29 protein-coding genes and 5 pseudogenes are annotated in these 26,819 nt (G+C 58.5%); 10 read left to right on the top strand and 24 right to left on the bottom strand.

What is annotated here, in order from left to right; all coding sequences use genetic code 11:
• Positions 1-1,052 precede the first annotated feature (1,052 nt).
• The 3 genes and pseudogenes from AAE027_RS27145 to AAE027_RS27135 all read right to left on the bottom strand — a co-directional run bounded on the left by AAE027_RS27145 (position 1,053) and on the right by AAE027_RS27135 (position 4,314).
• Positions 1,053-2,085, bottom strand: a pseudogene (locus tag AAE027_RS27145) (IS110 family RNA-guided transposase).
• 198 nt (positions 2,086-2,283) lie between these two features.
• Complete coding sequence (locus AAE027_RS27140) at positions 2,284-2,553, bottom strand: hypothetical protein (RefSeq protein ID WP_370986982.1); 270 nt, start codon at positions 2,551-2,553, stop codon at positions 2,284-2,286.
• A 78-nt stretch (positions 2,554-2,631) separates the two neighbouring features.
• Entirely contained in the window at positions 2,632-4,314 is a 1,683-nt protein-coding gene (locus AAE027_RS27135) for a methyl-accepting chemotaxis protein (protein WP_370986981.1), read from the bottom strand.
• Between the two features lie 19 nt (positions 4,315-4,333).
• Between AAE027_RS27135 and AAE027_RS27130 the strand changes: the two genes are divergently transcribed.
• Entirely contained in the window at positions 4,334-4,627 is a 294-nt protein-coding gene (locus AAE027_RS27130; protein WP_370986980.1) for a hypothetical protein, read from the top strand.
• 73 nt (positions 4,628-4,700) lie between these two features.
• Here AAE027_RS27130 and AAE027_RS27125 read toward each other — a convergent pair.
• From AAE027_RS27125 to AAE027_RS27105, 5 genes and pseudogenes are all read right to left on the bottom strand, one after another.
• Positions 4,701-5,029 (bottom strand): annotated as a pseudogene (locus tag AAE027_RS27125) (NYN domain-containing protein); the annotation flags it as partial.
• Between the two features lie 290 nt (positions 5,030-5,319).
• Positions 5,320-5,466 carry a hypothetical protein gene (locus AAE027_RS27120; protein WP_370986979.1) on the bottom strand — a complete coding sequence of 49 codons (147 nt, stop codon included), beginning with the start codon at positions 5,464-5,466 and terminating at the stop codon, positions 5,320-5,322.
• A gap of 342 nt (positions 5,467-5,808) precedes the next feature.
• Positions 5,809-6,588, bottom strand: coding sequence for a hypothetical protein (locus AAE027_RS27115; protein WP_370986978.1), 780 nt, complete (start codon positions 6,586-6,588; stop codon positions 5,809-5,811).
• 151 nt (positions 6,589-6,739) lie between these two features.
• Positions 6,740-6,991: pseudogene (locus tag AAE027_RS27110) on the bottom strand (cyclic GMP-AMP synthase DncV-like nucleotidyltransferase); the annotation flags it as partial.
• Between the two features lie 156 nt (positions 6,992-7,147).
• On the bottom strand, positions 7,148-7,456 hold the full coding sequence (locus AAE027_RS27105) for a hypothetical protein (protein WP_130212558.1): 309 nt from the start codon (positions 7,454-7,456) through the stop codon (positions 7,148-7,150).
• A 360-nt stretch (positions 7,457-7,816) separates the two neighbouring features.
• Between AAE027_RS27105 and AAE027_RS27100 the strand changes: the two genes are divergently transcribed.
• Positions 7,817-8,125, top strand: a complete 309-nt coding sequence (locus AAE027_RS27100; protein ID WP_370986977.1) for an alpha-amylase family protein — start codon at positions 7,817-7,819, stop codon at positions 8,123-8,125.
• Between the two features lie 685 nt (positions 8,126-8,810).
• Here the strand turns inward: AAE027_RS27100 and AAE027_RS27095 are convergent.
• Complete coding sequence (locus tag AAE027_RS27095; RefSeq protein ID WP_370986976.1) at positions 8,811-9,983, bottom strand: IS110 family RNA-guided transposase; 1,173 nt, start codon at positions 9,981-9,983, stop codon at positions 8,811-8,813.
• 199 nt (positions 9,984-10,182) lie between these two features.
• On the opposite strand from AAE027_RS27095, the gene AAE027_RS27090 reads away from it, so the two are divergent.
• Together AAE027_RS27090 and AAE027_RS27085 are read left to right on the top strand one after the other, a co-directional pair.
• On the top strand, positions 10,183-10,560 hold the full coding sequence (locus tag AAE027_RS27090; RefSeq protein ID WP_370986975.1) for an ATP-dependent DNA ligase: 378 nt from the start codon (positions 10,183-10,185) through the stop codon (positions 10,558-10,560).
• A 462-nt stretch (positions 10,561-11,022) separates the two neighbouring features.
• Positions 11,023-11,430: a response regulator gene (locus AAE027_RS27085; protein ID WP_370986974.1), complete on the top strand. Its 408-nt coding sequence runs from the start codon at positions 11,023-11,025 to the stop codon at positions 11,428-11,430.
• On the opposite strand, the gene AAE027_RS27080 is transcribed toward AAE027_RS27085, so the two are convergent.
• Positions 11,399-11,782: a hypothetical protein gene (locus AAE027_RS27080; RefSeq protein WP_370986973.1), complete on the bottom strand. Its 384-nt coding sequence runs from the start codon at positions 11,780-11,782 to the stop codon at positions 11,399-11,401. The genes AAE027_RS27085 and AAE027_RS27080 overlap by 32 nt on opposite strands.
• A gap of 283 nt (positions 11,783-12,065) precedes the next feature.
• On the opposite strand from AAE027_RS27080, the gene AAE027_RS27075 reads away from it, so the two are divergent.
• A complete protein-coding gene (locus AAE027_RS27075) occupies positions 12,066-12,248 on the top strand; it encodes a hypothetical protein (protein WP_370986972.1) in 183 nt (60 codons plus the stop codon).
• A 61-nt stretch (positions 12,249-12,309) separates the two neighbouring features.
• Here AAE027_RS27075 and AAE027_RS27070 read toward each other — a convergent pair whose 3' ends face one another.
• The 3 genes and pseudogenes from AAE027_RS27070 to AAE027_RS27060 form a co-directional block, all read right to left on the bottom strand.
• Complete coding sequence (locus AAE027_RS27070) at positions 12,310-12,465, bottom strand: phage terminase large subunit family protein (RefSeq protein WP_283806555.1); 156 nt, start codon at positions 12,463-12,465, stop codon at positions 12,310-12,312.
• A gap of 116 nt (positions 12,466-12,581) precedes the next feature.
• A pseudogene (locus tag AAE027_RS27065) lies at positions 12,582-12,998 on the bottom strand (phage terminase large subunit family protein); the annotation flags it as partial.
• Positions 12,999-13,035: 37 nt separating this feature from the next.
• Positions 13,036-13,542 (bottom strand): hypothetical protein, encoded by a 507-nt coding sequence (locus AAE027_RS27060; protein ID WP_370986971.1) that lies wholly within the window; start codon positions 13,540-13,542, stop codon positions 13,036-13,038.
• Between the two features lie 318 nt (positions 13,543-13,860).
• Between AAE027_RS27060 and AAE027_RS27055 the strand changes: the two genes are divergently transcribed.
• Both AAE027_RS27055 and AAE027_RS27050 read left to right on the top strand, forming a co-directional pair.
• Positions 13,861-14,223: a DUF6876 family protein gene (locus tag AAE027_RS27055; protein WP_370986970.1), complete on the top strand. Its 363-nt coding sequence runs from the start codon at positions 13,861-13,863 to the stop codon at positions 14,221-14,223.
• Positions 14,224-14,282: 59 nt separating this feature from the next.
• On the top strand, positions 14,283-14,576 hold the full coding sequence (locus tag AAE027_RS27050) for a hypothetical protein (protein WP_370986969.1): 294 nt from the start codon (positions 14,283-14,285) through the stop codon (positions 14,574-14,576).
• 128 nt (positions 14,577-14,704) lie between these two features.
• On the opposite strand, the gene AAE027_RS27045 is transcribed toward AAE027_RS27050, so the two are convergent.
• The gene (locus AAE027_RS27045) at positions 14,705-15,841 is read right to left on the bottom strand and encodes a Mom family adenine methylcarbamoylation protein (RefSeq protein WP_370986968.1); all 1,137 of its coding nucleotides are present in this window, start codon (positions 15,839-15,841) and stop codon (positions 14,705-14,707) included.
• Positions 15,842-16,015: 174 nt separating this feature from the next.
• On the opposite strand from AAE027_RS27045, the gene AAE027_RS27040 reads away from it, so the two are divergent.
• Positions 16,016-17,155 carry an SMP-30/gluconolactonase/LRE family protein gene (locus tag AAE027_RS27040; RefSeq protein ID WP_370986967.1) on the top strand — a complete coding sequence of 380 codons (1,140 nt, stop codon included), beginning with the start codon at positions 16,016-16,018 and terminating at the stop codon, positions 17,153-17,155.
• A 149-nt stretch (positions 17,156-17,304) separates the two neighbouring features.
• Here the strand turns inward: AAE027_RS27040 and AAE027_RS27035 are convergent, their stop codons facing one another.
• The 5 genes from AAE027_RS27035 to AAE027_RS27015 form a co-directional block, all read right to left on the bottom strand.
• Positions 17,305-17,490: a hypothetical protein gene (locus AAE027_RS27035; RefSeq protein ID WP_479714250.1), complete on the bottom strand. Its 186-nt coding sequence runs from the start codon at positions 17,488-17,490 to the stop codon at positions 17,305-17,307.
• A gap of 388 nt (positions 17,491-17,878) precedes the next feature.
• On the bottom strand, positions 17,879-18,187 hold the full coding sequence (locus AAE027_RS27030) for a hypothetical protein (RefSeq protein ID WP_370986966.1): 309 nt from the start codon (positions 18,185-18,187) through the stop codon (positions 17,879-17,881).
• A gap of 26 nt (positions 18,188-18,213) precedes the next feature.
• Positions 18,214-18,507: a ParB/Srx family N-terminal domain-containing protein gene (locus AAE027_RS27025; RefSeq protein ID WP_165405239.1), complete on the bottom strand. Its 294-nt coding sequence runs from the start codon at positions 18,505-18,507 to the stop codon at positions 18,214-18,216.
• Between the two features lie 327 nt (positions 18,508-18,834).
• On the bottom strand, positions 18,835-19,173 hold the full coding sequence (locus AAE027_RS27020; RefSeq protein ID WP_130212569.1) for a cupin domain-containing protein: 339 nt from the start codon (positions 19,171-19,173) through the stop codon (positions 18,835-18,837).
• Positions 19,174-19,226: 53 nt separating this feature from the next.
• The gene (locus tag AAE027_RS27015) at positions 19,227-20,258 is read right to left on the bottom strand and encodes a Bug family tripartite tricarboxylate transporter substrate binding protein (protein WP_370986965.1); all 1,032 of its coding nucleotides are present in this window, start codon (positions 20,256-20,258) and stop codon (positions 19,227-19,229) included.
• Between the two features lie 67 nt (positions 20,259-20,325).
• Between AAE027_RS27015 and AAE027_RS27010 the strand changes: the two genes are divergently transcribed.
• Positions 20,326-21,288, top strand: coding sequence for a LysR family transcriptional regulator (locus AAE027_RS27010; RefSeq protein WP_370986964.1), 963 nt, complete (start codon positions 20,326-20,328; stop codon positions 21,286-21,288).
• Between the two features lie 851 nt (positions 21,289-22,139).
• On the top strand, positions 22,140-22,310 hold the full coding sequence (locus AAE027_RS27005; RefSeq protein ID WP_370986963.1) for a hypothetical protein: 171 nt from the start codon (positions 22,140-22,142) through the stop codon (positions 22,308-22,310).
• A gap of 17 nt (positions 22,311-22,327) precedes the next feature.
• Here the strand turns inward: AAE027_RS27005 and AAE027_RS27000 are convergent, their stop codons facing one another.
• The 5 genes and pseudogenes from AAE027_RS27000 to AAE027_RS26980 form a co-directional block, all read right to left on the bottom strand.
• Positions 22,328-22,681 carry a hypothetical protein gene (locus AAE027_RS27000; RefSeq protein WP_370986962.1) on the bottom strand — a complete coding sequence of 118 codons (354 nt, stop codon included), beginning with the start codon at positions 22,679-22,681 and terminating at the stop codon, positions 22,328-22,330.
• Between the two features lie 117 nt (positions 22,682-22,798).
• Positions 22,799-23,692, bottom strand: a complete 894-nt coding sequence (locus AAE027_RS26995; protein WP_370986961.1) for a ferritin-like domain-containing protein — start codon at positions 23,690-23,692, stop codon at positions 22,799-22,801.
• A 1,012-nt stretch (positions 23,693-24,704) separates the two neighbouring features.
• Complete coding sequence (locus AAE027_RS26990; RefSeq protein WP_370986960.1) at positions 24,705-24,992, bottom strand: hypothetical protein; 288 nt, start codon at positions 24,990-24,992, stop codon at positions 24,705-24,707.
• 113 nt (positions 24,993-25,105) lie between these two features.
• Positions 25,106-25,396, bottom strand: a pseudogene (locus tag AAE027_RS26985) (hypothetical protein); the annotation flags it as partial.
• Positions 25,397-25,788: 392 nt separating this feature from the next.
• The gene (locus AAE027_RS26980) at positions 25,789-26,649 is read right to left on the bottom strand and encodes a hypothetical protein (RefSeq protein WP_370986959.1); all 861 of its coding nucleotides are present in this window, start codon (positions 26,647-26,649) and stop codon (positions 25,789-25,791) included.
• Between the last annotated feature and the right edge of the window lie 170 nt (positions 26,650-26,819).

The following is a 26,819-nucleotide window of genomic DNA, read 5'->3' as shown; positions in this document are numbered from 1 at the left end:
TATCTTTCAGCACCACCTCGACGCCACTAGGCGGTGATTCCTCAATCAATCTACGTATGGTTGCTGAGTACCGGCCGCGGGTCAAGCTCAAATCTGCACTGTGCGGTGCGCCCGGAGCACCACTTCTATTGGAGTATCAATCGGCGTCCCAAAATTGCAGGCCGAATGACACGGCATAAACGGCTTAACGACGTCGATACGAAGACGGATTGGCGAGCTGGGCGGGCTCCTTGTAGTGATCCAGAAGTATCACCAGCTCCCCTCTTCAATTCGAATTTCTTCGATTTTCACGAGGGATGGATATATGTCCTCGGCGTGGGAGTTGTCGTCGCAATGAGCTTATAAAGTCAACGGCGGGCCGCAATCCGCGCTCGCTACACTCATTCGCGAGGCCGCGTGCGATCCATCCAAAAAAGATACCGATGTAGCGGAAACGAAGACGGCTAAAGCAAGCGCCACTCGTCCGGCCAGCAAGAAGCCCATGACGCCATGACAGCCAACAGCACAGGATAAAATTGCTCATTATCACTCTCACCCGGGTGAGATTACTCCGTATCGCTCGTCCGGCTCTCGGCTCTTTTCTTCACGCGGCGGACCAATCGGATTGGGGGGGACTGTATTCGCTCATTGTGCAAGGGCCTCCACTTTGGCTGACCGTCCAACAAATACCCCGCCCCATGGAGGCTCCATGGAGCCAAGGGCGGGGCCGCTCCGCCTGCCCCACAAGGGCGGGGAGCCACGCTGCCGCGAACCGCGCGCTACTATGCAACGCCCGGCTTGTTAGGGCGCGTACTCATCTGTGGACGCCCCGCCGGATGCAAGCGGTATTTTAGAGGAAGATTGGCACGTAGTCGGATGCTGCCATCTGTCCGGCTTCTGATGCAGCGATGGAGCTGCAGGCCTGTATGGGAGTTCGCGGACCGGAACCAAATCATAAATGCGTGCTCCAGGCACGATGAGTACATCTGGTTCTTCCAGCCCCGTCTCGCCGACTGTTGCGCCATACTCTCCTTCGACCGACTGCACCTGTGACGACCTCAGGCCCGCCAGGCTCACGCCTTGGCGGCGACCGGAGCTCTGTAGTTTTCCTGCTTTACAAGTAGCGCCCAGACGATCCGCGCCCTTGTTGGCGAGCGCCACCGTTACCAGCATGCGCGGTTTGCGAGCCAGCATCTGTTCGAGCCACGACCCCTTTGGCGCGCCCCGTTTGCTTGCCTGCTGCACTACGGCGCTGCTGCCGATGATGAGGAGGCGCCTGAGCGTGCGTTCGCCCATTTTGGATGTCGCGCCGAGCTTCTGCTTGCCGCCCGTAGATCTTTGAAGGGGCGTGAGACCGAGCCAGGCCGCTAAGTCGCGACCTTTGGCAAAAGTCTCGGCCGGCGGTGCTAGAGCGGCGATCGCGGTGGCGGAGATCGGGCCGATGCCAGGAACGGTCATCAGCCTGCGCGATACTTCGTCCTCGCGAGCGCGTCGCGCGATCTCCTTGTCGAGATCTGCGATCTTGCCGTTGAGGCCGGCGAACAGGTCTAACATCAATCGGAACATGGTGTGGGCCGCTTCGGGAAGCGAGCTGGTCATCGCTTCTACCTCGATCAGATCAGCAAGCGTCGCCACGTGCGACGGCCCCTTGGGTGCAATCCAACCATATTCAGTGAGGTGCCCCCGCATCGCGTTGATGAGCTGGGTTCGCTGCCGCACTAACAGATCAGGGGTCCGAAACACCAGGCCCGCCGCCTGTTGCTGTTCGCTCTTCATGGCCACGAACCGCATGCTCGGCCGCTGCGCCGCTTCGCATATCGCTTCGGCGTCGATCGCATCGTTCTTTTGCCGCTTCACGAATGGTTTTACATAGGCGGGCGGGATCAGCCGAACTTCATGGCCAAGCTGGGTCAGCTGACGAGCCCAGTGATGTGCTCCACCAGATGCTTCCAGCGCTACCGTGCAACTCCGTTGCGCCGCGAAGAAATCCAGCAGCTTTCCTCGGCTGATCCGCTTGCTGAACATCGCTCGACCCCGCCCATCCGCTCCGTGAACGTGAAAAACGTGCTTGGCGATATCCAGACCGATTGTGATAACTTGTGACACGGACGCCTCCCTTAAGTGGTGCTCAACACCTCCACTTTGGCACATCGATGCCGTCGGGCGGGGCGTCCACCCCATCATAAATCTTCGTCGATGCCGGCTTCGCTCTGGTACCCCGCCGCCTTTATGCAACCGCAGCAAATGACGCGATGAGCCACTTGGTGACCTCACTGGCTTCCGAACTGTGTCTCCATCATGAGGCTACAATTGCTCGACCTGTTCGCGCAAATAGGAGAGGTGCCGTATAAGCGCCGCCAGCTTCTGCTCGAAATCATCCTTGATCGGTCCGGCCGGCAGTCGGTCGCGAATTTTGTCGGCGCCTATCAGGGCTGTCTGGAGATGGCCCACGGCGGTCCACAGCCTCGCTTTCGTGAGTCTGTCCAGTGCCTCCGCAAGAACGCGCTCACCTTCTTGGACCTCGAACGGTAATAGCGGCCGACCAGCTTTCTTGAAATGAACGACCGTCCCCATGGCTATCTCCAGATCTATTTTTGGATTGCTGGCGTGATTGTTGAATATGCGGCACTGGAAATGGCTCGAAATGCGCGCTTAAGCGGCCTGGATGGCAGAGAGAAATCTCTGGACTTCGTGTTCCAAGCGACTGCGTTCTCTCGTGAGAGACTGCGCGGACGATAGCACCTGCGAGGATGCTGATCCTGCCTCGACTGCGCCCTGTTTTACTTCAGTTATGTTCGAAGCGACTTGTACCGTTCCCCGGGCGGCATGCTGCAAGCTGCGCGAAATTTCTCCGGTCGTATTGGCCTGCTCTTCCACGGCAGCGGCAATTGCGGCCGTAATCGCCGAGATGCGATCTATTGTTGTGCTGATATGTTTGATCGCGTCGGCGGATTCCTGCGTTGCGATTTGTATCTCGCTGATCTGCTCGCTTATCTCGCTGGTCGCCCGCGCGGTCTGGCCGGCGAGGGCTTTAACTTCGGAAGCAACGACCGCAAAGCCCCTGCCGGATTCTCCAGCCCGCGCCGCTTCTATCGTCGCGTTCAGAGCCAACAGGTTGGTTTGCCCTGCGATGGTCGTGATAAGGCTGACAACATCGCCTATGCGCGTTGCTGCCGTGGACAATTTGTTGATCCGATGATTGGTTTCTGCAGCCTGACGAACCGCTTCGCTCGCGATTTTGGTCGATGCCTCAACCTGTCGGCCGATCTCGCTAACGGACGATGTCATCTCCTCAGTAGCGGACGCAACAGTCTGAACGTTGAGAGATGCTTCTTCGGAGGCCGCGGCCACTGTTGCCGAAATATGCAGGGCTGTATCAGCAGTCTTAGATAGAGTCTCTGCGGCCGCTTCCAGTTCGCCGGAGGAGGTGGATAGCGCGGCGACGAGTTCGCCGATCATTGATCGGAAGCCGCCAGTAATCTGGTCAATCCGCTGACCGCGTAAGATCTTAGCCTCGGCCTCTGCTGCGGCAAGCTTGTCCGCGGCTTGCTTTGCGATGAGGGACTCTTTGAAGACCTGCAGGGCAGCGGCCATTTGGCCGATCTCGGTATGCTTGGCCCGGCTATGGACCGCCACGGTAACATCGCCGTTGGCCAATGCCCGCATCGGCGCAATGATGGATCTAATCCCCATTGAGATGTCGCGCAACAGCAATAGGCCGACGATAGAACTGAGTACCAAGGTGAGGACAAGAGTCCCAACAATGAGAGCAAACGCGAAGGCATAGGTCTGCTCAGCACTTTGACCGGCGGCCGCTGCACGCTTGTTGTTGATGTCCATTGCCTTCAGCAGGGCCTGTCCACTGTCTTGACGCAGCGGCTGCATTTGATGAACGATCAGATCGCTGGCAGTGGCAATATCATTCCTGCGGGACGCAGAGAGCACGTCTGGAACTTGCGCGACATACGCGCTCCAGAGTTGTTGGAAGTCCGTGTAAAGCTTGCGCTCTTCCGGAGAGGAGAGCAGCAGCTCGTAGGCGGCGCCCTCCTTTTCGATGTCGCGCGTCAGGTCGGCAAGAAGCTTCTCGGCTGAGGCTTTCTTCGCGGAGTCGGATTCCAGAATGTGATCCCGCACGACGCTGCCATATCGGATGGTGTAGGCTCTGAGGTTACCGAGCAGGCGGACCGCGGGCAGCCAACGGGATTGGAACTCAGCGACGCCCCCCTGGATGAGCCGCATGTTGCTGATGGCGAGCAGGCCAGTGCCGCCGAACACGAGAAGGAGCAAAGAAATAACGACGACGAGTTTGCTCCTGATCGAATAGCGCGAAAGCATGGCAAGGGACTCCTGCGAAATGAGCGACAGCACAAATGGAAAATATTGGAAGACGATGTTTCCTAAACGTCGTCATGCTGCAGGCCATCCAGTAAATTTTTACCAAGATTTAGTTGAAATTTTTGTTACAGCAATCATTGATTGCACATCTTTTGCGCAAGTCGGGCTAGGATTTAGGCTGTTTGGAAATCCCTGGAGCCTGCGTAGCAGCGGACATCGCGCATCGATGGAATCGGGCGGATTCATGGGCGTTTCCACCGTGAGCGATGACCGCGGCCAGGCCAGGACGTTGCGTTTGGCCGGCGCCCTGTGATTCAAACTCGCCGCGCACTGGGGGCTCGAATCATGCGCTACGAACTCGCCGACCATGAATGGATCGCCATAAAGCCCCTGAACAGGACCATCTGGTCGATATGCTCGGCAAGCTCCATGGCGTCGACCGCCAGCTCGATATCCATGTTGCCCTTGACCTTGCGGCGGCCGCTGGCGTCGATGAATTCCTTGGTCAACTTGGTGACAACCGTATAGCCGTTATACCTGAGCCAATCGATGAGCGGCCTGATTGGCGAACATTCCTGTTCCTCGCAGCACCGTGCCGCGGCTCTGAAGCTCCCCGAGCAAGCGCCTGTAGGTCAATGTCGAAGCCAAGCGCCTTGCAGGTTGCGTGAAGGTTGGCGGCGTCGATAAAGAGCGCGATTTTGTCGAATGGTGACATTGGCGTTTGACCGCTCCCACCACTCATTCGCCTAGGCCGCGTGTGATCCATCAAAAAAACGGTTGAAATGAGCGCGCCGCGCCAGATCAGAAGCAATCGCTGCCATCAGCTACAACAAGACGCGCGCTTGATCAGTTCATCCCGTCATCAATGTGTCTCCTGGCCTATCCTACGCTTCCAACTAAAAATTAAGAGCCCTGCCTCATGGAGCATAAGGGCAGGGCCGCTCCCCGTGCTCCTCAAGGCGGGAAGCCACGCTGCTGGGAAACAGCGCACCAATTCGACGTCGCTCAGAGACTCAGCGGGCGTTCCGATTGTCGCCCCTCGTCGCTCTTTACGACGTTGCGCAAGACAATTTCGGAAAGCTCCACAACCAGCTGTTTGAGACGCGCAATCTCTTGCTTGCAGCGCCTCAATTCGCGCTGGTCATCTGTCATCTCCGATATTCCAGGGTGGCTGCTATTGCTGTCTTTCATGTTAGGACCATCGGACCAGCGTCACCTTCCGAACAGCAAGGGATGACTTCACCATACGACGCTAGGGTCGGACTCCAGCGACAAATACCTTAGTCCCGCGGACCGTGCTACGACAGATACAGTACGTAACGAACGAACAATTTCGTTTCTCGCCTGAGTCCGTCACCTCGGCGGTGCGTTTCGTACAAAAGGCATCATAAACATCACGACCGCGCCGTCGGTAACGTATAGAACGAAATCCGCATCTCCCGTGATATCGAATCCGTTGACGACCTCGGCTAACGATTTGATGGCTTCTTGAATCTAGCGATGATATCTGAACACTCCCGCTCCATAGTTCCTAGCACAAGCACTTGAACAGGCCGTCCTGCCGCCTTCGTCGAAAGCCCGCGCGAAGGTAGCGAACGTGGTTACGTAGCCCTCCACGAAGCCGATCATCGGCAAGTCCGCACGGATCGAATGCGCTAAGGCCTTGGCCGTTCCGTGACCGACCGCGCTGCCCCCGAGGTCCGCAAGGCCCGCCGGTTTGAGCGGTCGACCTTCGCGATCCAACGGCCGGCGAAGGTACACGGCGGCGTAATGTTCGCGGCCCAAGGGAGCCTTGCCGGCGAGGACGACGAACGCCTCCTTGGGAGCGTTGGCCATCAGGCGCGCCAGCAGGTCGGTGCCGCCCTGCGATCGCGCCTCGACGAGAGCCCACAGTTCGTCGGCGGTTTCAGGATAGCGATCGGGAGCTGGCAGAGGATCGATAGAGATGACCGGCGTTTCCTTGAGGCACTTCGACGCGACTCCGGTCAAGTTCGTGCAGAACCTGCCAGCGTAGCCCTTGTCCGGGAATACGAAGACCCGCCCTTCCATCAGAGCCGCGCGGCCGAGCATCGACTCGTTGGCACCCTCCGTGCCCGGCATGACTTTGACGCGAAGATCGGATCTGTTGGCCCAGTTCAGCCAGTAGAGACCGAAATCCTCGCGGAAGTCGTCGTCGTGCTGCCGAGTCTCGTTCTCGGTGAGGAGCTTGAACGCTTCGGCGAGCGCCGCCTGTACGGTCCGGACGCGATCGCCCGGCACCGGCGGCGCTGGCATCCGGCGACTTCGTGGCGTTCGCGTCCTTGAACCATTTCGTGTTGGCGAGCGGATCGGATGTCCTCCGCTTGTCGCCGGCTGCGATTTCGAACCACTTCTTCTCCGCGTTCGTGATGGGATCCGTGGTGCGGTTCTCGCGGTAGACCGGCACGTCGACGTGGTAGCCTTCCTGCTTGTAGTAGACCCGCACACAGTTGTTACGGGGTTCGGACTGGTCGGCGAAACGCTTGTCCTGCAGCGCGTCGCTGACCATCTTTCTGGCGTCTTCGGGGGACTGGTCCTCGCCCTGGTCGTTCTTCAGGCTGTCGCGTTTGAAGTAGACCCCGTCATCGACGTCATAGTCGCCGCGGTCGTGCAGGATCATGGTCTTCATGGCGTAGGAGCCCTGCGTGCGCGACCCGATCGCCTTGGGGCTGCCGTTGCGCTCGAGGCCAGACTTGAGCCCGGTTGATCTTGGCCTTACCGAAGATATCGGCGCGGTCGTCCTTCGACATGCGCACAGCGGCGCGCTCGAAGCCGGACACCTGTTCGCTGCAGTCCTTCATTTCGCCACCTCCATCTATACGCCGGTCTTCGGCATCGCGGGCAGGCCCATCATCAGGGCCTTCACCATCCGTCCTTCGGGATTGTTGGGATCGTCGCAGGCGCTCTTGGCGAGATCGGCGTCGTTGCTTGCCTGCTGGATCAGGCGGCGGATGGCCTCGGGGCGCGCGTCGTCGAGCGCCAGGATCTTCATCGTGTCCGCCGGCACGTCTTTGCTCGGGAAGCGCAACCTGGTGACCGGCCGTCCCAATGCCGTCAGCGTGTTGCCGATGAAGCGCGCCATGTTGTCGAAGGCGAACTCCTGCGCGGTGATGCTGAGCCCCACGGCTTCCGCTCCCATCTTCCAGCCGAGGATCGATTGAGCAGGCAAGCAGCGCAAGAAGCAACGGTGATGCTGTAAAGCCCCGCTTCCTGGCGTCCGTTAGATCATGCCCAAAATGATGAAAAGTCCGATCTCAACCAGCAAGACCGTCCCTGTCATCGCGGATATGAGAAATAGATCCCCCGCCGATAGGAAGTGCATGGTTCGCCTCGCAATTTCCCCGAACCATTCCTAGCCTAATCCAAATTTAAATAATTTGCACGATTTAAATTGTTTAATTGGCATTATATGTTATTTTATTTCTCGATTTAATAGCGCAATATCGATGATGGAACTTGCAATTTTGTTGGAGTTTCCTGGGGTATGAGCCGCTCCCCGTCGATTGTGCCTCCTGTGGCAGCAGAACAAGATGTCTACCTTGTGGTCGAGGAATTTGCCGGCCGGCGAGCCTGGTGCGAAACAGCCGAAGAGGACACCGGTCGCGCGACGCTGATGCGGGACCTGATGGACGGCTTGTATGAGCATCCCACTCGCATCGTGGCCTTCAACACGACAGAGGGATGGTCGCGCGATGTAACCGTAGAGATCGCCGATGAGCTGCGCCGCCGCCTTGTCGAGCACGAAGTGCCGGCATGCGTCCTGAAGTTCGTGGAGAGAGCGGCGAGGCGCTGAGGCAGGGATCGCAATTTCGCGCCGAACTATTTATCTGCTCCGTATGTTTAAGGCATACAAGCTGTGCCTGGCGACCGCCGAGAAGCAGGTCCCATCCGGACCGGACTGGATTCACGAGGTGAAGCACGACGGCTTATATGAGGCTTCGCGGGTCAAGAAGTTTTTCGAGATCAACATTTTTTCTTTTCCTGCGTTTAGGCTTCGCGTCGCGTGAGCGCCGTTCTGCATTGATGGCCCACGGCAGGCTCTTTTGCTTGGCCGCGCTGAGCGGTCAACCCCCGGAGCCCGGAGGGTCGCGCCGGAAGGCGCGAGGGGTTGACGGCGGAAGCGCGCGCCGAGCTACGATCCGTCCCGGCCATTACGACGTTGCAAATGTACGTTTTCTGCTGATCCTCTTTTTGTTTTCCTCGTTCGTTCGTTGACGTTCCGACGACGACGTTTGTTCAATTGACAACAATCCAAGGCGGAGCCCTTTGGCTATGCGGCACTCGCCGCCTTCAAACTTATATCCGGTCGGGACGAGCCCGTACCAAGATCCCTCTTGCAACAGTGCGAGGGCACAGGGCTCCAAGGGGGATGGGACCCTTCTACCGAGCGGCATGTTGCAGCCAGCCGTCGTGCCGGTCACACATCCCACCTTGGAATCAGTAAGGTTGTTTCGGTCGTCTCCTTTTGGCGGTTCTAATCACGCCTTCAGAATGGCGCCCTTAGGCACCAAACCTGTCTCGAGATAGCGCCAGAGCGCAATCAGCAGCTTGCGTGCGATGGCGACGATTGTAATCCGCCGGATGCGGCCCTTGAGTTTGCCGACACGTTCGCGAAACCAGACACTCAGGGGGCTGTCAGGCTGATGCCGCAACCACAGCCAGGCGAGCTCGATCATGACCGTGCGAGCCTTGCCATTGCCAGCCTTGCTGATCCCCTGATCACGGCACATCGCGCCGCTCTGGAAATGCGCCGGCGTCAGACCGACATAGCTCGCCAGTTGTTTACGATTGTCAAAGGAGCGGTACAACACCTCGCCGATAAGTGTGGTCGCAAATTCGGGCCCGATACTCTTGATTTTGGCCAGATCCTGGATCTTCTTTGCGTTCGTATGCTCCGTCTCAGTCTTGGGCGATGCAATGGCGTCGCGCTCCGCCTCGATCTTCTTGATCATTCCCAAAATAAGCTCCAATCGCTGCAGTTCGCGCAGAATTTCCGCCTTGAGCCGTGGCGGCAACGTCTGACCATCAGCGGCGGTGCGCAACCGTTCCAGCCGTAGCATCCGATCGCGGCGCAGAGGCTGGTAGTCATAGATGCCATGGATCGCGAGCAGTCCCTTGATCCGGTTGACGTGTTGGATACGTTCGTTGATCAACCGACCACGCTCACGATTGAGCCGGCGGTCGTCCTCTTCGGCGACACTTGGCACGCACACAACGCTCCACACTTTCGGCTCACCCCGCAGATACGCCATCAGGGATCGCAGCAATCGCTCGGCATCGACGTGGTCCGTCTTGGCGCGACGCGCCCGACGATCGACTTGCAGGCTTGCCGGGTCGATCACGTAGTTGCGGATGCCGTGTGCTTCGAGCAGGCGATGAAGCCAGAAGCCGTCATAGCCCGCTTCGTAGCAAGAAACGATCTCCACACGCCGCTTCGTTTCTCTGGCAACTCGCGTTCGGATCCGCTCGCACAGGTCCAAAAGCTCCTTCCCATCGCCGGGCTTCAATGTGTGGCGACTGATTTTGTCCGCCAAGGGCGTGTTGACGGCAACAATCCAACTTTTCTTGCTTAATTCAATTGCAACAAGACACCCTACGGCGTCATGATGAGGTGCGGCGGGCAGCAGGTTGTTCACTGTGCGGGCTTCCATCGGTTATCTCCTATGTGCACTGATGGACGGAGAGCTAGCTGGTACACCTTTCCGCCCGCTGCGCCTGCATAGGATCTACCGGATGCTGGTCATCCGGGAGGATAAGCGTGTGCGCCTCCTATCCCGTAACGGCAGCGACTGGACAAAACGGTATCCCTGGATCGCAGATGCCGCGCTGAAAAACCGGTAGAAGCATTTCGTGATCGACGGCGAGGCCGTGATCCTGGGCGTCGATGGCATCTCAGATTTTAACGCGCTGCACTCGCGCAAGCACGACCCCGAGGTGCAGCTCTACGCCTTCGACATCCTCGCAATGGGGAGCGACGATCTGCGGTCGCTGCCCCTCCACATGCGCAAGGCCAACCTGGAGAAGCTACTGGCACGCCGGCCCGATGGGATTACTGTGGCGCCCTTCGAGCGCGGCGAAATCGGGCCGGACCTCTTCCGGGCAGCCTGCCGGATGGGACTTGAGGGGCTAGTCTCCAAACATCGAGATCGGCCTTATCGCGGTGGCCGGCAAAAGTTCTGGATCAAGGTCAAGAACCGCAGCCACCCCGCGATGGAGCGGGAGCTTTGACGCGCTGTCCTGCTGGTGGCGGAAAACTCGATACAGGAGGAACAAACAGGGCGCGCACGAATCGTTAATCGGTCAGCCGACGTCCTCTTAGTGTGCAGGACCCATGCGTTACGTGGCATATGCAGTCGATCTGTGGGGCGTCACCCATGCGACCTATGAGCTGGAGTGCGACTGCGACGATGATGCTAAGCGTCGAGCTGTGAAATTCCTCGAAGCGCACCCCGTGATAGAGGTCTGGAGCGGCCCTCGGCGGGTTGCACGGTTTACGGCTGATACCGCAGGCGGGGCCACAGCTACGGCAGAAGCCAACCAGCGCCAGAGAACGGGTTAGGAATTTGCTTCAAGCAACTCAGCGACAATCAGCAACAGCGGTCGTTAGCCAAAAGTACAATTCAATTCTTGGGAACCGGAACCTTCCGGAGCGCGTAATTCCGGATTGCCCAGGTAGGCCGCGGGAATGGAATGAACGAGTTGCCGGTAGTCCTCCTAGCCGAGGACGAAGAGGAGTTGCAGCATATCCTTCAAGAAGCCTTGAGAGATGCAGGCTTTGACTTCACTTCGGCTGCTTCCGGTGAGCAGGCAGTAACCTTGCTGAAAAGTGGCGTGGTCCACTACAGAGCACTGGTGACCGATATTAAACTCGACGGCCGAATCGATGGGTGGGAGGTCGCGCGACAGGCCAGACTGATCGATCCGGCCTTCCCCATCGTCTACATGAGCGGTGGTCATGCTGGCGAATGGCCCGTGCAAGGCGTGCCCAATAGCATCCTGCTGCAAAAGCCGTTCGCGCCCGCGCAGCTTGTCACCGCCATTTCGCAACTCTTGAACGTCGGCACCTCTATGCTGGGTCCGCCCCAACCATCGCCTTAAGCCGATCGGCGAGCGATCCGACGCCGGGGCCCGCGCGCAGCACCATCGGCCCCATACCCATCAACGCGCCGAGCAGCAAATAGGCCCACTCGACCGTCGTCCCGCTCGACGGATATTGCCAGCGCGGCTCATAGGCCGCCCGGATGATCAGAACGATCAGCGGAATTCCGAACTGGTGATAGACCAGCACGAATAGCTGCGAGAGCACGGCGGTCGCCCACACGCGCTGCATCAGCGGCGATTGCGCCAGCGCGCCCATGAACGCCTGATAGATTTTCGCAAGCGCGTCGGCGTGCGCGACTTCGATCTCCTTGACCACGCCGAGCATCGCCTCGTAAAGACGGGTCCTCAATTTCTCGATCGAGATTGCTTGTTCTCGTATGCCTTGAAAGCATCGAGAAACCTGTCGAGCATGCCGTTGATGATCGGCATTCCGAATTGCGAGAAGATCGCGGTCAGCATTGATCAGCCTTTCGGCGGCGGGACGCTCGTATCCACGAGCTTCACCACGTCAACGTGCCCGACATCGGGGACATAGGCTTGCGTCTGGACCACTTCGGTGCCGCGCCCGTCGAATGAATTCCGAGATGAAGCCATTGACGATCAGCCAATAGAGCAGCCAATCCGGATGATCCTTGAAGATCGGCAGCGGCGACAAATCCGTGCCATCGCGGCCGACAAGATCGTCATGCCCGAGAAGCCTCGACGACATCGCCCGCGCCGAGCTTGTACAGTTCCTCGCGGACGCCACCGATCCGGAGCCGGAAATCCTCGGTGTCGCGATCATGGCCGTGCCTCAAGTCGGATTGCGGTTTTGATACCAAAGCAGCCACGTCAGGATGCCGGCGGCGATGAATGCACCGCCGATCAGCAGCGAGCTCAATGCGGGCATTCGAGATAGACCGCGCGCGCCGCCGCCATCGGCGTGCTGTTCGGCGGCCAGCGCATCAGATTGAAGCGCGGGACGAAATATTCCTCGCAATGAGGACACGGCCAGCACCAGTGGTGCCGGTGCGTTGCTGCCAGAGTTGCCAAATCGGGCTTTCGATATCTTCCGACATGGCAACGTCCCAAAAGACCAGCTTGCTTTTTTGGTCCTCGACCGCTGCGACCTGTCCTCTTTTCGGCGTTGACGTGACCACGCAAACAAGGTCGGCATAGGTATCGCCGCGCCGCTCGACCAGGCCGAGCGGGCCACCTTGCTGGTTCACGTTCGTGACCATTTCATCGTATTCGTCGATCAGCGCGAGTACGGCCGGATCGGACTTGAGGGCGGTCGATGATCCCGAATGCGCGAGGCGGAACGGCACGCCGCCGACCATCTTGCGCGTTTTCGTCATCCGCTTGCCGCGCGCCAGCTTCGCGGTCAACGTCGGCGATTGATCGAGCAGCGCCAGGACGCGCGGCTCGAACTGCTCGGTCAGGAATTGCTTGTTCGGTCCGACGTACAGGATCGGGCCCGGCCGCTGGTCGAGCCGCTGGCCGGCGCAATCGAGCATCAATTCCGACTTGCCGGTCTGCGCGCCGAAAACGAGCACCGCGCGGCGATACTTGCCGCTGGCGATCATCCGCTCGGGCTCGACAACGTAAGGCGTAAGCGTCGGATCACGCGGCCCGGGGACCGCCGCCGTCTGCGGATATATCCGGTTCTCCGCCGCCCATAGATCGGGCGATGCTGGACGCGACGGCCTCGCTAGCAGCGCGAGCTTCTGCCACAGCGCGTTCCCTTTCGGCGGCAATATCTGCCACCCTTTCGAGGATGTCATTTACAGCGGTCTCGATTGTTTTCCGGAATTGCAAATCGCGCGTGACGCGCGCCGGCAGGCCGGCGGTCTCCGCGCGAAACAACCCGATCATCTCCTCGACGATCGCCATTGCCTCGTCGATCTCGATCAGGCGATCTTCGCGGACCGCGTTGCGCAATTCGATCTCGCGCGCTCGTGCATCGCGCACCCGGCTATCGGCCGCGCTCTTTTGCGCGCGCCGGTCGCTATCATTGCGAAAGCGGATATAGCCTTGCACGACATCGACCAGAAGAAGAAACTGGTCGCGGCCTTGCTTCTCTATCCATCCTTCCTTTGACAGTTGCCGGACGCGCTCCGGGCTCACCATGAGGAGCCGCGCGGCAAGGGCCGACGTGATCAGTTGGCCGCGCCCGCCGGCGCCCGTATCCGGCCCCCGGGGGCGCGTTTTGGCCGCTCGCCCGGCCCGATCCCTCGGCGGAATTCTCGCGCATCAGTGGCGGCCCTACGGGCTTTGCCGGGCCATCCGCAACACATTGATATTACGCCATTATTTCCCTCAATCCGGGCCAGTGAAAGATCTTCCAACCACCGACCAGTGGCCTAGTTCTGGGCCATTCCCCCGGGGGCTTTGGCCCGATTCCGGGCCGGTGCCGCCGGGGGCAAACAAGGAAAGGTGTTTGGGAAAATGACGAAGCTAACCCCGGCCGATTTGGCTCACTTCACCGGTGCCGGCGAATGGTATCGCCACGGGCTCAACCGGCGCATGCTCTACACCGACGGCGTGCAGTATCTCGCCGAAAAGGCCAGCGCCTATTGGCTGCTCGACAAGATCGCCTGCCTTCAACTCGAACCGAAAATTCGGGCCGAGGAATTTCAGGTTTGGCGGCTCAACGTCATGGATGACAGGAGCGCGCGCCCCGTTTGCGATGACGGCAACGATAACGGCGCGGTCCTCTATTCCGAGGACATCGATTTCACCGATTTCCCGCTCGATCAAATCACCATTTGGGTCGAGGACGATGTCATCCTGCTGCCGAGCGAGCACTGATGATGAGCCGGCTGGGAAAAGGCCGAGGCGCTCGCCGCGCTCTCGCAGGGGATCAACGCATGACGCAATTTTCGGACATCGATATGCTCGCGGTGGAAGCGATCCGGAAAGCGGATCACTTCACCGCCTCGCTGTTTCTCGGGCGCGGCCAATATCGGATCGAAAAGCGACCCACCGTTCTCGCGGCCGTGCAAGCCGCCCGCGAGATCGAGCAAGACCCGGCGGCGCATACCCGCCGCGCGCTCGTTTACGCCATAGCGCCAAACGGTCCGGCGACTCTGTTGACCGCCGGGCTAATCTCAAGACTGCTTCCCTCAAATCGTAAGGATGTCCGGACTATTGCTGGCAGCTGACGTGATAGCGACTTAAGCGCTGTTCGGCTTCGGACCACAAGCTGACATAGCTTACGTGCCAATGTCGCCCAGCTTTGGGCGTTGGCATCGGCAAATCACAAGCTTGGTTGATGAGTCAAAGCCCTGGTTCAACTTTCTAGGCTTGTCTCTACTTTCCTGGCGGTACGCTTTACGGCGCCGGCCGCTTTCTTGGCTGCACGTTTTGAAGCTTCAGCCGAGTAGCTGGCCGCACGCTTTACGGCGCCAGCCGCTTTCTTGGCCGCACGCTTTACAGCTCCAGTTGCAGCTCCGGCCGAGTATTTGGCCGCACGCTTTGAAGCGCCAGCCGAGTACCTAGCTGCATGCTTTACAGCGCCGGCCGAACGACGCGGGCCTCGGGCGGTCTGCTTTTTCGCCTTTTTCGCCATTGCTGATCCTCCTACTTGAGGATGCTGATCCCACTTGAGGATAATGCGAAGTCTCGCAGCGAGGTTCCTAAACCCGGAACAAACAGCAAGCGCGCGCCTCCGATACGCAACGTGTCGGCTCAAAGTGGAGCGTTGTTGGTCGCCGCTGCCGCGCCGCTGTTCCGATTGGTAATCGGCCATCGCCTGCTTACCACGCGCAATACCGCGATACATGCCGGCGCCGCGGCGCTCGATCTCCGCATATGGGATTTCTTTGCAGGCGAGCCGCGCACGCGCGGACGGATTGAGAAAATAGATATATCGCATCTGGTAGCCGTCGAGCGGCACGCCCTGGCCCGACCATGAACCGCCGGTCTTCGCGAAATGCTCCGCGCGGTTCTTTCCGGTCACTTGCGTCATCTTGTGCGTGACCGAGCCGTCGGGCAGTCGCAGCAAGCTCTTGTTCAGCTTGATCCCGGTCAGCACGAAGCCGGCCGCGCGATAGATCGTCCCGTCGCCACACTGACATCCATCGGCGAACGAGATCACCCATTCGATCTGCCGATAATGCTTCCGGATCATCCGCAGCGCGATCGAGAGCGCGCGGCTTTCGGAATTCCTCGGCAATGCCTCGGAGAACGCCAAGCGGTTCAATTCGAGAAAGCCATTCCATGCGGTATCGCGCACGAGTCCGAGAATATTGCTCTTGTCCATCGAGGGGCCGAACGTCATCGCGCCTTCGAGCCGGCCATTCAAAAAGACGCCGAGCGCGAGGAAGGCATTGTTGACGGTCTTGTGGCTGTAGTGAAGCCGAATGATCAGCGCGTCCGCGTCTTTCTTCGCAATCGGCGCAACGCGGATTTCTTTGGCATGTCCCATCGTCGATAGCTCCACGCAGAGCCGGTGACAGCGAGGCCGTGGTGCATGCGCTAAAGATCAACGCATTGGCGACGTCGCCCGGCCCGATGATTCTGTTGCCGAACCGCCCGCCTTATGCCGGATTGCGGTATAGTTTCCTCCCAACAAAAATGGGAGAAAACCATGGCAAGTGCAATGACCTTTCCCTACAAGCAACTCAACCGCCGCAACATCATCAAAGGTGCTGCGGCGTTGGCCGCGACGGCGTCGAGCCTCAAAGCGGCCTCTGCGGCGACCGTGACGCCGTTGGGCCAAACGGGCGCTCCAACACCGGCGAGCGAGCCGTTGCCCTTGGGGCCGCTGCCCGGCGGCCGCTATCCGGACTCCCATCTGGAATCTGCCAAGAAAGGGCCACCATCGTTCGGGCCCCCCGATTTCCCGGCCTTCGCCGGCACTATGGCGGTTGAGCGCGTCGCAACCGGGTTCCGCTGGGCCGAGGGCCCGGTCTACTTCGCGGCCGGGCGTTACGTGCTCTTCAGCGACATTCCCAACAACCGCATCATGCGGTTTTCCGAGGACGACGGTCACGTTAGCGTCTATCGTCAGCCTTCGATGAATTCGAACGGCAACACCATCGATCGGGAAGGACGGCTGATCACTTGCGAACATAACGGACGGCGGGTCACCCGGACCGAACTCGATGGATCGATCACGATCATCGCCGATAAGTATAACGGCAAGAGATTGAACTCGCCGAACGACGCGGTTGTCACGTCCGACGGTTCGATCTGGTTCACCGATCCAATCTACGGCATCGGCGGTTATTACGAGGGCGTCAAGGCCGAGCCCGAGCAGGAAAAGCATAACGTCTACCGGATGGATCCGAAATCCGGAGACATCAAGGTCGTCGTCGATGACTTCGTTGAGCCCAACGGCATTGCCCTCTCGCCTGACGAGAAGAAGCTGTATGTCATCGACACCGGCTTCACCGACGGGCCGAATAATCCCTCGCATATCCGGGTGTTCGATCTCGATGTCGCGGCCGGAAAGGCGTCGAATAGCAAGGTCTTTGCGGACATGCCGAAGCCCAGCATCACAGACGGGCTGCGCACGGATACTGACGGACGCGTCTGGTGCTCGGTGGGCTGGGGCGATCCGAACGAGGACGGCGTGCGTTGCTATACTCCCGCCGGCGAACTGCTCGGCAAGATCCATATACCCGAAACTGTTGCCAATCTTTGCTTCGGCGGTCAGCAACGAAACCGGCTGTACATCTGCGGCTCGACGTCGCTCTATGCCGTCTACACCAGTGTGCAGGGCTCTATGAAGCCGTGAGGCCAGCAATATTCCAGCCAATCTTAGAAAGAGAGCCGCTCCCTCCGGGGCGGCTCTTAGGTTTTTCTCAGTCGTCACCATTGCTTGCGGCAGTGGCGCCCATAAGTCGCTCGTTTTACTCAACGCCAGGCTTCATCCTTGCTTTGGCATCAGTTTTGCAAAGGGAATTTGCAAAGGACAAACGTCGAACTTGATGGCGGCTCGTTGGTGCTGCCGTCATCCTCTTCGGCATTTTCGAGAGGCATTAATGCGATGATCGCGCCTGAAGAATCAGGAATACGAGACTGGATGATTTTTGTCGCCTCTATCTTGCCACTCGTTCTCGCCAGCCCCACTCTAACACTTCACAAAGCGGCCGCCCGGGATCTCGAGGGCCGATATGCAAACTCTCCCCTCAAACCCTGGTTCGACAGCCTCCGCTCAGGCAAAGGCCCCTGTTGTTCCGACGCTGACGGGACCGCGTTGGCAGACGTCGATTGGGAAACAAAAGGCAGGCATTATCGCGTCCGCATCGAAGGCCAATGGTGGGACGTTCCGGACGACGCCGTGATCAAAGAACCGAACCGAGTTGGCCGTACGATGGTGTGGCCGGTCTACGTGAGCCCGATGGGTGCTCCAGTTTGATCGACATCCGCTGCTTCATGCCCGGCAGCATGACATAACGGATGGCCGCGATAGCTGGTCGGTACGGGGCATAGCGGAGATCGAGTAAGCCGCACCATGTCAATTGATGCGCGCTAGATAGTCGGCGCAGATCGCCACCAGCGCGTTGCCCTGTGGCGATCGATTGGGATTGCTCGCCTCGCGTGGCTTGGTCGCCCTGGCTATAGCGCGCTCGACGATCCCGAATTGCTCCCCGTACAGAATGAACGTCATGTCGCGGAATGGCGACCGATCGCCGTCCGGCAATTCCGGCGTCTGCTCTAACTCGCCGACCCCTACGGACAGCCGCGATAGTTCGTCCTCGGTTATGCCGGTCAGCGCGATCTCGAAACCGCCCTCCACGAGATCGGCCAATTCGAGCCGCAGCATCTCGTCATCCCAATCGCTCGCATCGGTCAGCCGATTATCGGCGATGACATAAGCGCGCTTTTGCTGATCGGTCCATCCGCGCGCCACGATGACGGGACCTCGGTAAATCCCAGCAGCTTGCCGGCGGCGAGGCGCCCATGACCGGCGAGAACCATGCCGTCATCGGCCGCGAGGATCGGCATGGTCCAGCCCCATTGCCGGATTGACGCGGCGATTTGCGCGATCTGCTCGGCCGAATGCCGGCGCGAATTGCGCTCATAGGGCCGTAGCCGCTCAATCGGCCATGTTTCCACGGCCGGCTTGCTCGCCAGTGCATCCATTATTTGCTGCCTGAAGGGCGGTTTATCGCCCGGGAAAGCCCGTTTTTGCGAGAAACCAAAGGCCCAAAACGCCGCCGCGAAATATCCGCAAAGCGGGCGGTCCCGCGTACCCGCGTGGCGAGGGCAGGCCCAAAGTACCTTTGAAAGCTTAGGAGCCGCCGGTCCGTCATCGAAAGATCACTGACGCCAGCGCTAACGCCAGCCACATGGCAACTACCGCGACGGTCGCTTTCAACTAGGTTGGCGTCTCGCAGGTAAGACCCGCTGAATCTGGTCGAAAATGACCCGATTCGGACCTCGGTACCGCGGTCTGCTATGTCCTGCTGATCAGGAAAGTCCGACAAAGTCATAGTCGCCGAGCCCCTGCAGAACTAGAAACACAGCGGAGCTGTCGCCAGCATTCGTGACTCGGTGCGGTCGACCAGGGCGTACAGCGTAAGTTTGGCCAACGCTAAGACATACCTCCTCGTCCGGATCGCGTGTCGTGACGCGGATTTTTCCACTAATTACATAGAAGGTGTCTTGTACTTCGTTGTGATGGTGCCAAGGCACGCATTGTGTTGGGCTGATCTGCATTTCGGCGATCCGGAATCCGGGTCTCGCCGCGTAATAGGATCGGCGTTCGACTTCGTAGATTCGGCTGGTATCTCTCACCGCTTGCTGCATGTCAGCGTCTCCCTTGCAGGCTCATTGCCCATCGACAGGGTTGTTGAACTGGATTAGTCCACCGGCTTGATGCGCGCGTCGCGAATGACTTTTGACCAGCGTGCTACCTCCGATTGGATCTGTGCGGCGAAGCTTGCCGGCGTATTAACGACCGGTTCGAGGCCCAATGAAGTCAGCCGGTCCCGGACTTCGGTCAATGCGACGATATCTGCTATTTCGCGATACCAGCGAGCGACGATGTCCTGTGATGTGCCCGCGGGGAACAGGACGCCTTGCATGAAGATCGACTCTTGCTCCTCATATCCGGCCTCCGCCATCGTCGGAACCTCGGGAAGCAGTTTCGACCTCGCATTGCTGGTGATTGCCAGTCCGCGCAGCTTGCCTTCTTTGATAAAAGTGACCGCGGCCGGCAAAGAGATGAAGGCAATCGGAACGTGGCCGCCTACCACCGACATCATGGCAGGTGATGCGCCATTGAAAGGGACGTGCACAAGGTCAAGACCGGCAGCAAGTTTGAATAGTTCGCCAGCGAGGTGTGACGACTGGCCGGTACCTGCCGAGGCATAGCTGTATTTGCCCGGATTCGCCCGCACGAGGGCGACGAATTCCTTGAGATTGTTCGCTGGAAAGGACGGATGCACGATCAAGACATGTGGCGCCGCCGCAATGACGGTGACAGGCGCGAAATCCTTCACTGGATCGTACCGAAGCTTGGCGTAGAAGCTCGGGTTGAGCCAGAAGCTCGACGTTACGATGACGACCGAGTAACCGTCGGCTGGCGCGCGTGCCGCCACGGCAGTGCCGACATTGCCTGCACCAGCAGGAATGTTTTCGACATAGAACGCTTGCGCCCAACGTTCGGATAGCTTTGCGGCGATGATGCGGGCGACAGCGTCGTTCGGACCTCCTGGCGCGTACGGCACAATGATACGAACCGGGCGAGCTGGATAAGATTGCGACCATCCCGGACCGGACACAGTCTCAATAAAAGCGGCCGCGGATAGGCTGAGAAACGCTCGACGCGCAATCATTGTGGTACCCCGTGTTCGATTGGCCTCGGTGTACTGCGCCAGTGAATTCGTCATTGCGATCGTACGTCGGTGGGCTATAAGGAGAACCCGGTTTCTGCCTCTAGCCTTATAGGTGGCAGCTGTGGCTGGCGTGACGATGGAATGGGAAAGCCGTCTCGGGCGCCGCCTGCGGGTGCGGGACCTCTACATCCTTTCGACCGTGGTGAAATGCGGCGGCATGGCAAAGGCTGCTCGTGAGCTCGCATTGACCCAGCCAGCAGTCTCGGATGCCATTGCCAATCTCGAACTCTTATTGCGTGTCCGGCTGTTAGACCGTAGCCCGCGCGGAATCGAGCCGACGCATTACGCTGACGCGCTGCTCAAGCGCGCATCCACCGTATTTGACGAACTCAAGCAGGGCGTCCGCGACATCGAATTTTTGGCTGACCCAACTAGCGGCAATGTCAGGGTTGGATGCGCGGAATCGTTCATGGCTGGGTTATTGCCGGCAATTATCGAAAAACTGGCGCAGCGGTATCCGAAGATCACGGTTCATGCGGACTACGCGCAGCACGCAACGGCTGAATTCAGAGAGCTTCGAGAACGCAATGTTGACCTAATCATCGGACGGGTTTCCGAGCCGATCCCTCACGATGATCTTAGTACAGAGCCTCTCTACGAAGAGCGGTATTATGTCGTTGTGGGTGCTCAGAACCCCTGGGCGCGCGCCCGTAAAGTCTCTTTGGGAGATTTGGCGAATGAACAGTGGATTCACATGCCGCCGAACAACATCATTAGCGATTTGATCTCTGCCGCTTTTGCGAAGCAAGGCGTTCCGGTCCCGCAGGAAAGAGTAGCGTCATTGTCGATGCACTTACGAACACAGTTGGTTGCCAATGCCGGCTTTATCACGATCATGCCCAATTCAATGTTTCAGTTTAATGCCAAGCGATGGGGGCTAAAGGCACTCCCGATTGATCTTGGGATCAAAGGACGAAACGTCTCAACCGTTACACTCAAACACCGTACTCTGAGCTCGGTGGTTCAGGTGTTCATTGAGCATGCGCGTTTGGCGTCTAGGCAACTAGGTCAAGAAACCAACTAGGCACTTCTGCGTCTGGCCCATCGCGTCGGTTCGCTGCTGCGCAGTAATTGCGTTGCTTTCGAACAGAATGACAGTTGTTTGTTAAAAATGGGTTTGGTTGGTAAATGGCAAGTCCTGATCGCGAACACGGCTCGCAGAACCGGGACGTTCCTTACCCCAGAGCAGCGCTGCCGAGGTAGTAGTCGAGAAGCCAAAATGTCCCGTAGAGACTCGCGACAAGCATCAACAGAATGGCGACGCCCATCAGCAACCATTCTCGTTTGGAGAAAAGATCGAAGTCCCACATAGGCCACCACCCTCACAGTAGAACCAATCACCTTGGACCTGGTTCCACCACCGGGCAACACGAGCTTATCCAAGCAGGTTCGGCTTCAGCCGCAACAGAGTAGGTTAGCCGCGATGAATCCAGCTCCTGCGCAGTCCGCAGACTGATCGGCACTCTCGAACGCTGCTGGTTAAATTGCATCTTGACGAGCGCTAGTGCAACGGTTGTACTGAGTTGCATAGTTTGCTCGGTCTCGTTTCGATGCAGTTATAGTGTCAGGTGCGTACGATGGATAATTGTGATCGCGCGGCTGTTCTGCGCCAACATCTCGCTGCGCTTGTTTGTCAGCTTTCCGAACTGGAAAACCTTCGATCTCGTGTGCGCAAGGCCGAACAAAGAAAGTTCGCTACCGCACCCCGGCGGAAGCGAGAATTGGTCAGAAGGGCTGTCCGACCGCGGACGCACTAGCCCTCTGCAAACGAACGACATCAGTCAGCCTAGAACGGTCATTGGTTCCCTCATTAGAACTAATGACGTGCGTGTTAGTTTTTGCTCAACGCGGTGTCTTCCAGTCGAGGAGGCGACGATGGAGCAAAAAGACCGGTTGCAATCATTATCCGCCGATGAGTTGTGGTCATTGCGGAAAGACGTCGACGCGAAGCTGGCGAGAATCCTGCTCAAGAGAAAGAACATGCTTGAACGGCGCCTAGAGCAGCTCCAGCCGCGCCCCAAAGGGCATTTGCAGCTAGCTCGGTAGGTCAGACTTCTTCCGCACTAGCCCGGAGCAATCGGCTCCTCGGTATCCGCCTTTGCCCTCGCGGCCTCCAACTTCTCCGCCATTTCTCGAAATCGTGCAGACAGCTTGGCGAAGCGTTCGCGCTTGGCCGGATCGGCGGCAAGCTTGCTGAGCAGCGTGCAATCCTCGGCGTCTTTCAAAAGCTTTTCGAGCTTGTCGGCAGCGTCCTGTTGCTGATCATGGCAGTCGGCCTTGAAGACAGCAATGCACCGATCGAACAACCAAAGTTCCAGGCCATTCTCACGCGGCAAGGACTTCGCACGTTCCTTAGCTGCCTCATCGTCGGGACAGTCTAGATCGATGCGGTTGGCTATGTGGCCGGTCTCATCCAAGACATCCAGCGCGGCGCCGGAAGCGGAGACGGTGCAATCGATCGCTCCCCCGCCGAACTCAATGGTCCCGGCCTCGCCTCATTGCGAAGGCCGATCCGAAGTACAACAGGAGAGATCTCACGTGGTCCTGAGAGCTCCATTCATCCCATTCGGGTAGAACCCACCCTTATTAACGCCGGTCTGATCGGTCAGGTAGACGATATGCAGAACCTCTTGCGGCGTCCGCCGGAAGGCAATCGCGTCTGGCGTTGAAGGCACAAAGTTGGCTTTGCCGTCGATCCTAATCCCCTCGTCTTCTTTTTCGGGGGTCCCATCGATCTTGTCCCGTGCATCCGATATTGCGTTGGCGGCATCCCAGGCCTTCTCGCCCATCGTGTACAGCTGGGAGCGGGCCATTCCCATATGGTAAGCCTCGACGGCGAGGATGCCGGCCGCTGCTTCCACGAATTCCTTTTTCTTCAGCAGCGGAGCCGCACCCGCATAGGCTGTCACGCCGACGTCTTCAAACAGCATGCCGCCGAGCAGAACCGACATGTCATCGGCAAACGGATCAAAATCGGCAGGCAATCCCGCAGCCTGAGCGGCGGCCTTGAAGCCCGCATCGAAGTCGATCGCCGGTCGTGAAATAGCGCTCCGGCCAAGCGTCTTGCGGTAGAACCGAACGTGGGCCAGCTCATTCCCCGCAATCTCTTCGACGAACTCGCGAATCGCCTTCTCCTTGAACTGGGCCTCGTGTCCCCCGACCACCCTTCCGGCATCGGTGCCGGCATCGGCGTCGCTGATACCCTTGCCAGTGGTGGCGCGCAGATAGAACTCAGCTTCCATATACTCCAGGTTCAGAGCGAAGGTAAAAATGTCCTCATCCTCGATGGCTGACCCTTTCGGGCCGATCCCCACGCCCGTCGTCTCGCGCTTCTTCTGCGCATAGGCAGAGGGCAGTAGCAGTCCGGAGAGCCCCGCGACCGACAGGCCGGCAAGCGATTGCCGCCGGGAAATACGAAATCCGTCCATGGCGTAACCTCCTCTGTTCTGATTGAGGGGCCGCGCCATCGGCATACCCATCGAGGGCGCATATTGGCCGCGACCTCGGCACCAGCGCCTGATGCTCGGAACGCACAACGTGAACCGATCGTGCCTGTTCCTAGCATTCACGCGGTGAGCAAAGGTCCGAATACGTGAACTGCCGACCAGACCGGAGCCACCGCGGCGGTTCGGTGGTCGCCAGACAGCGCTTTTGACCTAACGCCGCCTTTGCCGTCTGTTTCCGATCCCGCATTGCAATTGGGAACTGAAGATGGCCCGGTCTGTTTGGTACTTTAGCCAAGCGGAGATCGCAGTGCGGCTTATTCTGATAGCGACGATTTGCTGGGCGTTGTCGTGCGGAGTCGCAACGGCACAGGCCGATTCGAAGAGAGATTTGAACTCGGCAACCGGACGCTCGGCTTCCGAAGAAAAAGGTCAATTGCAGCCACAAGGTTGGAGCGGACCGGTCGACACGAAATCAGGTGGCGCGCCGCCGGAAAGTCCGCAAGGCCAAAGCCCACCGGGGATGCAGGCAGCGCCGGATGGATCAACAAAAACAGTCGTTGAGCCCCGGAAGTGAGTCCCACGCGCGCGTCTTGAGAGATCAGCTTCGCTCGCGGCGAGCCCACTCCCCAACGTCTGGACAGTACCCGCAGCGGATCTAGACATGGCCCGGACTGCAGTCATCGTCTTCGGCTGGAGGTGCTGAAATACACTGGAGAAGCCGGCCAAATGGAGGATTAGGTGCGAACGTGCGTCTCGTTGCATTAATCGATTAAACAAAGCGCTCCAATGTGAAGCCGACACGACGCAAATGTGAAGCCGAGACGATACACCCAGGTAAGAAAGGAGATAGTTCGTTCGTTTCGTACAGTGTTGGTCGAGCAAAAGCGCCCAAAGAGCTGGCAAAGTCAGTGTGCCGGCCAAGCCTAACAGGGGCAGCGCGGATGGGAGATATAATGTTCGAGCGCGATGGTGACTTGATCTCTCAACTTCTGCTTTACGCGATCCTGTTGCTTATTCTTGCGTCTCTGATGATCGCTGCATGGCAGACTGCAGGATGACAGAAACCGATCGCCGCGAGTTGCTGGAGACTTTGATCGAGCGTGATCGTGGCAGGGAAGTCGGGTTCGGGCGGCAACACTCTCTGCTGCGTAACGATCATTCCGTTGCCGCGTAGATCCAATGTCAGGTTCGTGCCCGAATGATAGCCCCGAACAAGGTCGCGCTCTTCATCGACGGCGCCAATCTCCATGCAACCACCAACCAGAGCTGCGAAACCTGGCATGGCCCCATGGGTGCGTCCTTGCTAACGGTCCCGGCGGCCTCGTTCACAGACTTTACAAAAGGTGCATTTTAGAGGGGTCCAAAGGCCACAGCCCAGCCGGGGATTAACCCAGGTCAGCGAACTGTGGTGACGGGTATTGGTGCCGGCCGGTTAGGCGTTGCGTTCCTAGAAATGCGGATGGGAGCGGCGGATTCCGCGGGGCGTTCAGAGTCTCTCTGGCACTCCGATTTTCGAGCCCGGCGCTCGTTCTGACGTGGGTCTAACGGATCGGACAGATTGCGACCCAGCTTCAGCTTCGACTGTGCCAGGTCGATAAATTCGTCCGCCTGCCGTCGAAGTTCGTCGGCTATCATTGGCGTCTGGCTCGCGATCGTGGACACGACAGTCACCCGCACGCCGCGCCGCGTGGATTCGCGCAATTATGCCACAGCGCAGGAGGGAGCTTTCGATCAAAGTCGGGTTGATGATGATTGTCTGTGTCGTTATCGCTTCGGAGCCGGCCTACGCGGCGCGAGCAACACCGGCTGCGCAAACGCCGCAAAGTGCCAAGGGCAAATAGTGCGCACGCGAGATGGCAAGGGCGGTCGCGATTCGATGGGCGCACCCACGACCAGATCTGAGCCGCGTGTCTTGGTCGATGATGTTCGCTTGACTTCCTACACGAGCCTCGAAATTCCCACGCGTTATCGACGTTCGCGGAGCGAGGCTAGATCAGGCGGCCGCTGTTGTTGCGCTTCGGGGCTCATGCGGCGTGAAGGAATTTCATCCACTAGCGCGGCCTTTCCAATACGCGAGACTAACTTGCTCGCTGTTCGCAGGCGGCCGTATCTGGGAAGAGAAACCAAGGTTTGATGCTGATCCCTTTGCGAAGCGAATACATGTAGAAGATTGGAAGGCTTTGGGGAAAAAGCCCTCGAAATTCGCTTCCATTGAAGGTGATGAAAATTGAGTCAGGAAATGCGCGTTCGACCGCACGCTTTTCGACCATGTTCATCCGGTAATATTCTAATGCGCCCTCTTCACAACTTCCATTTCCACGATACCATTTCATCGCGCTAGCAAGCAGCCGCTGGAACGTCGGCTCCGGTACGATCTCATCGATTAAAGGACTTGTGTTATCCGCTTCCGCGGCCTTTGTGAGGTCACCCAACCAACAGCTCTCGAAACCGCGTTCGCGGGCGCCATCCGCAACCTCATCAAAATATTGGCGTATGTTCTGTGATGAATGTCCGTTCAATTCCGCATGGGTATCGGTGAAAATCAACCTTAAAGCTGCCCCGGGCGCGTATGTTTTACTGATTCGGTGGGTGAAGGCAGCCAAATAGTTCAGACATTCGAAGTCTGGCTTGTCGATGTTGGACCGCGGACCTTTGCCCCAATAGAGCACAAACGGAACAGGATTTCTGACCGCAATTGATTTGGAAATGCTCTGCAACATTGCAACAGAGTTGTCAGGTTGCTCACGCTTAAAAGCCCAGGTATTGAAGGCTTGCAGGACCTTTTCTGGCGCGATCTCCTTGGCTCGATGAGTGACAGGCACCGCAATTTGGATTGATCGTCCGTCAACAGCTTTGTTGCCAAAGGGTTGCGGACAAGCCGTTATTTGAGTGTTGGTTGATGTGTCTTCCTTCGAAACAGCCGTATCGCAACCCGACATATGAACTCCGAAAGAAGGATCTTTTTATCGCGAGTTAATAATCGGTTATTTTTCTCAGCGTCAACTCGGAAGAGTGGTGACTCATCTATTAAGGTTAACCTTCCACGCTCTGGTGGCCGATCAATGAAGTTAAGTCGCCCGAAATATCCGACGAGTAAGCCCTGCCGATA

This window comes from Bradyrhizobium sp. DN3 (assembly GCF_041357655.1).
GTDB lineage: Bacteria > Pseudomonadota > Alphaproteobacteria > Rhizobiales > Xanthobacteraceae > Bradyrhizobium.
Note: the sequence above shows the minus strand (reverse complement) of the source record. Positions and strands in the feature narration are given on the sequence as shown.

What these genes read in the sequence shown, in the direction of transcription:
- AAE027_RS27140 (WP_370986982.1), bottom strand. Translation starts at nt 2,553, where the DNA reads ATGGGGACGGTCGTTCATTTCAAGAAAGCTGGTCGGCCGCTATTACCG.
- AAE027_RS27135 (WP_370986981.1), bottom strand. Translation starts at nt 4,314, where the DNA reads ATGCTTTCGCGCTATTCGATCAGGAGCAAACTCGTCGTCGTTATTTCT.
- AAE027_RS27130 (WP_370986980.1), top strand. Translation starts at nt 4,334, where the DNA reads ATGAGCGACAGCACAAATGGAAAATATTGGAAGACGATGTTTCCTAAA.
- AAE027_RS27120 (WP_370986979.1), bottom strand. Translation starts at nt 5,466, where the DNA reads ATGACAGATGACCAGCGCGAATTGAGGCGCTGCAAGCAAGAGATTGCG.
- AAE027_RS27115 (WP_370986978.1), bottom strand. Translation starts at nt 6,588, where the DNA reads ATGCCAGCGCCGCCGGTGCCGGGCGATCGCGTCCGGACCGTACAGGCG.
- AAE027_RS27100 (WP_370986977.1), top strand. Translation starts at nt 7,817, where the DNA reads ATGAGCCGCTCCCCGTCGATTGTGCCTCCTGTGGCAGCAGAACAAGAT.
- AAE027_RS27095 (WP_370986976.1), bottom strand. Translation starts at nt 9,983, where the DNA reads ATGGAAGCCCGCACAGTGAACAACCTGCTGCCCGCCGCACCTCATCAT.
- AAE027_RS27085 (WP_370986974.1), top strand. Translation starts at nt 11,023, where the DNA reads ATGAACGAGTTGCCGGTAGTCCTCCTAGCCGAGGACGAAGAGGAGTTG.
- AAE027_RS27060 (WP_370986971.1), bottom strand. Translation starts at nt 13,542, where the DNA reads ATGGTGAGCCCGGAGCGCGTCCGGCAACTGTCAAAGGAAGGATGGATA.
- AAE027_RS27055 (WP_370986970.1), top strand. Translation starts at nt 13,861, where the DNA reads ATGACGAAGCTAACCCCGGCCGATTTGGCTCACTTCACCGGTGCCGGC.
- AAE027_RS27050 (WP_370986969.1), top strand. Translation starts at nt 14,283, where the DNA reads ATGACGCAATTTTCGGACATCGATATGCTCGCGGTGGAAGCGATCCGG.
- AAE027_RS27045 (WP_370986968.1), bottom strand. Translation starts at nt 15,841, where the DNA reads ATGGGACATGCCAAAGAAATCCGCGTTGCGCCGATTGCGAAGAAAGAC.
- AAE027_RS27040 (WP_370986967.1), top strand. Translation starts at nt 16,016, where the DNA reads ATGACCTTTCCCTACAAGCAACTCAACCGCCGCAACATCATCAAAGGT.
- AAE027_RS27030 (WP_370986966.1), bottom strand. Translation starts at nt 18,187, where the DNA reads ATGCTGCGGCTCGAATTGGCCGATCTCGTGGAGGGCGGTTTCGAGATC.
- AAE027_RS27025 (WP_165405239.1), bottom strand. Translation starts at nt 18,507, where the DNA reads ATGGATGCACTGGCGAGCAAGCCGGCCGTGGAAACATGGCCGATTGAG.
- AAE027_RS27020 (WP_130212569.1), bottom strand. Translation starts at nt 19,173, where the DNA reads ATGCAGCAAGCGGTGAGAGATACCAGCCGAATCTACGAAGTCGAACGC.
- AAE027_RS27015 (WP_370986965.1), bottom strand. Translation starts at nt 20,258, where the DNA reads ATGACGAATTCACTGGCGCAGTACACCGAGGCCAATCGAACACGGGGT.
- AAE027_RS27005 (WP_370986963.1), top strand. Translation starts at nt 22,140, where the DNA reads ATGGAGCAAAAAGACCGGTTGCAATCATTATCCGCCGATGAGTTGTGG.
- AAE027_RS26995 (WP_370986961.1), bottom strand. Translation starts at nt 23,692, where the DNA reads ATGGACGGATTTCGTATTTCCCGGCGGCAATCGCTTGCCGGCCTGTCG.
- AAE027_RS26990 (WP_370986960.1), bottom strand. Translation starts at nt 24,992, where the DNA reads ATGCCAGGTTTCGCAGCTCTGGTTGGTGGTTGCATGGAGATTGGCGCC.
- AAE027_RS26980 (WP_370986959.1), bottom strand. Translation starts at nt 26,649, where the DNA reads ATGTCGGGTTGCGATACGGCTGTTTCGAAGGAAGACACATCAACCAAC.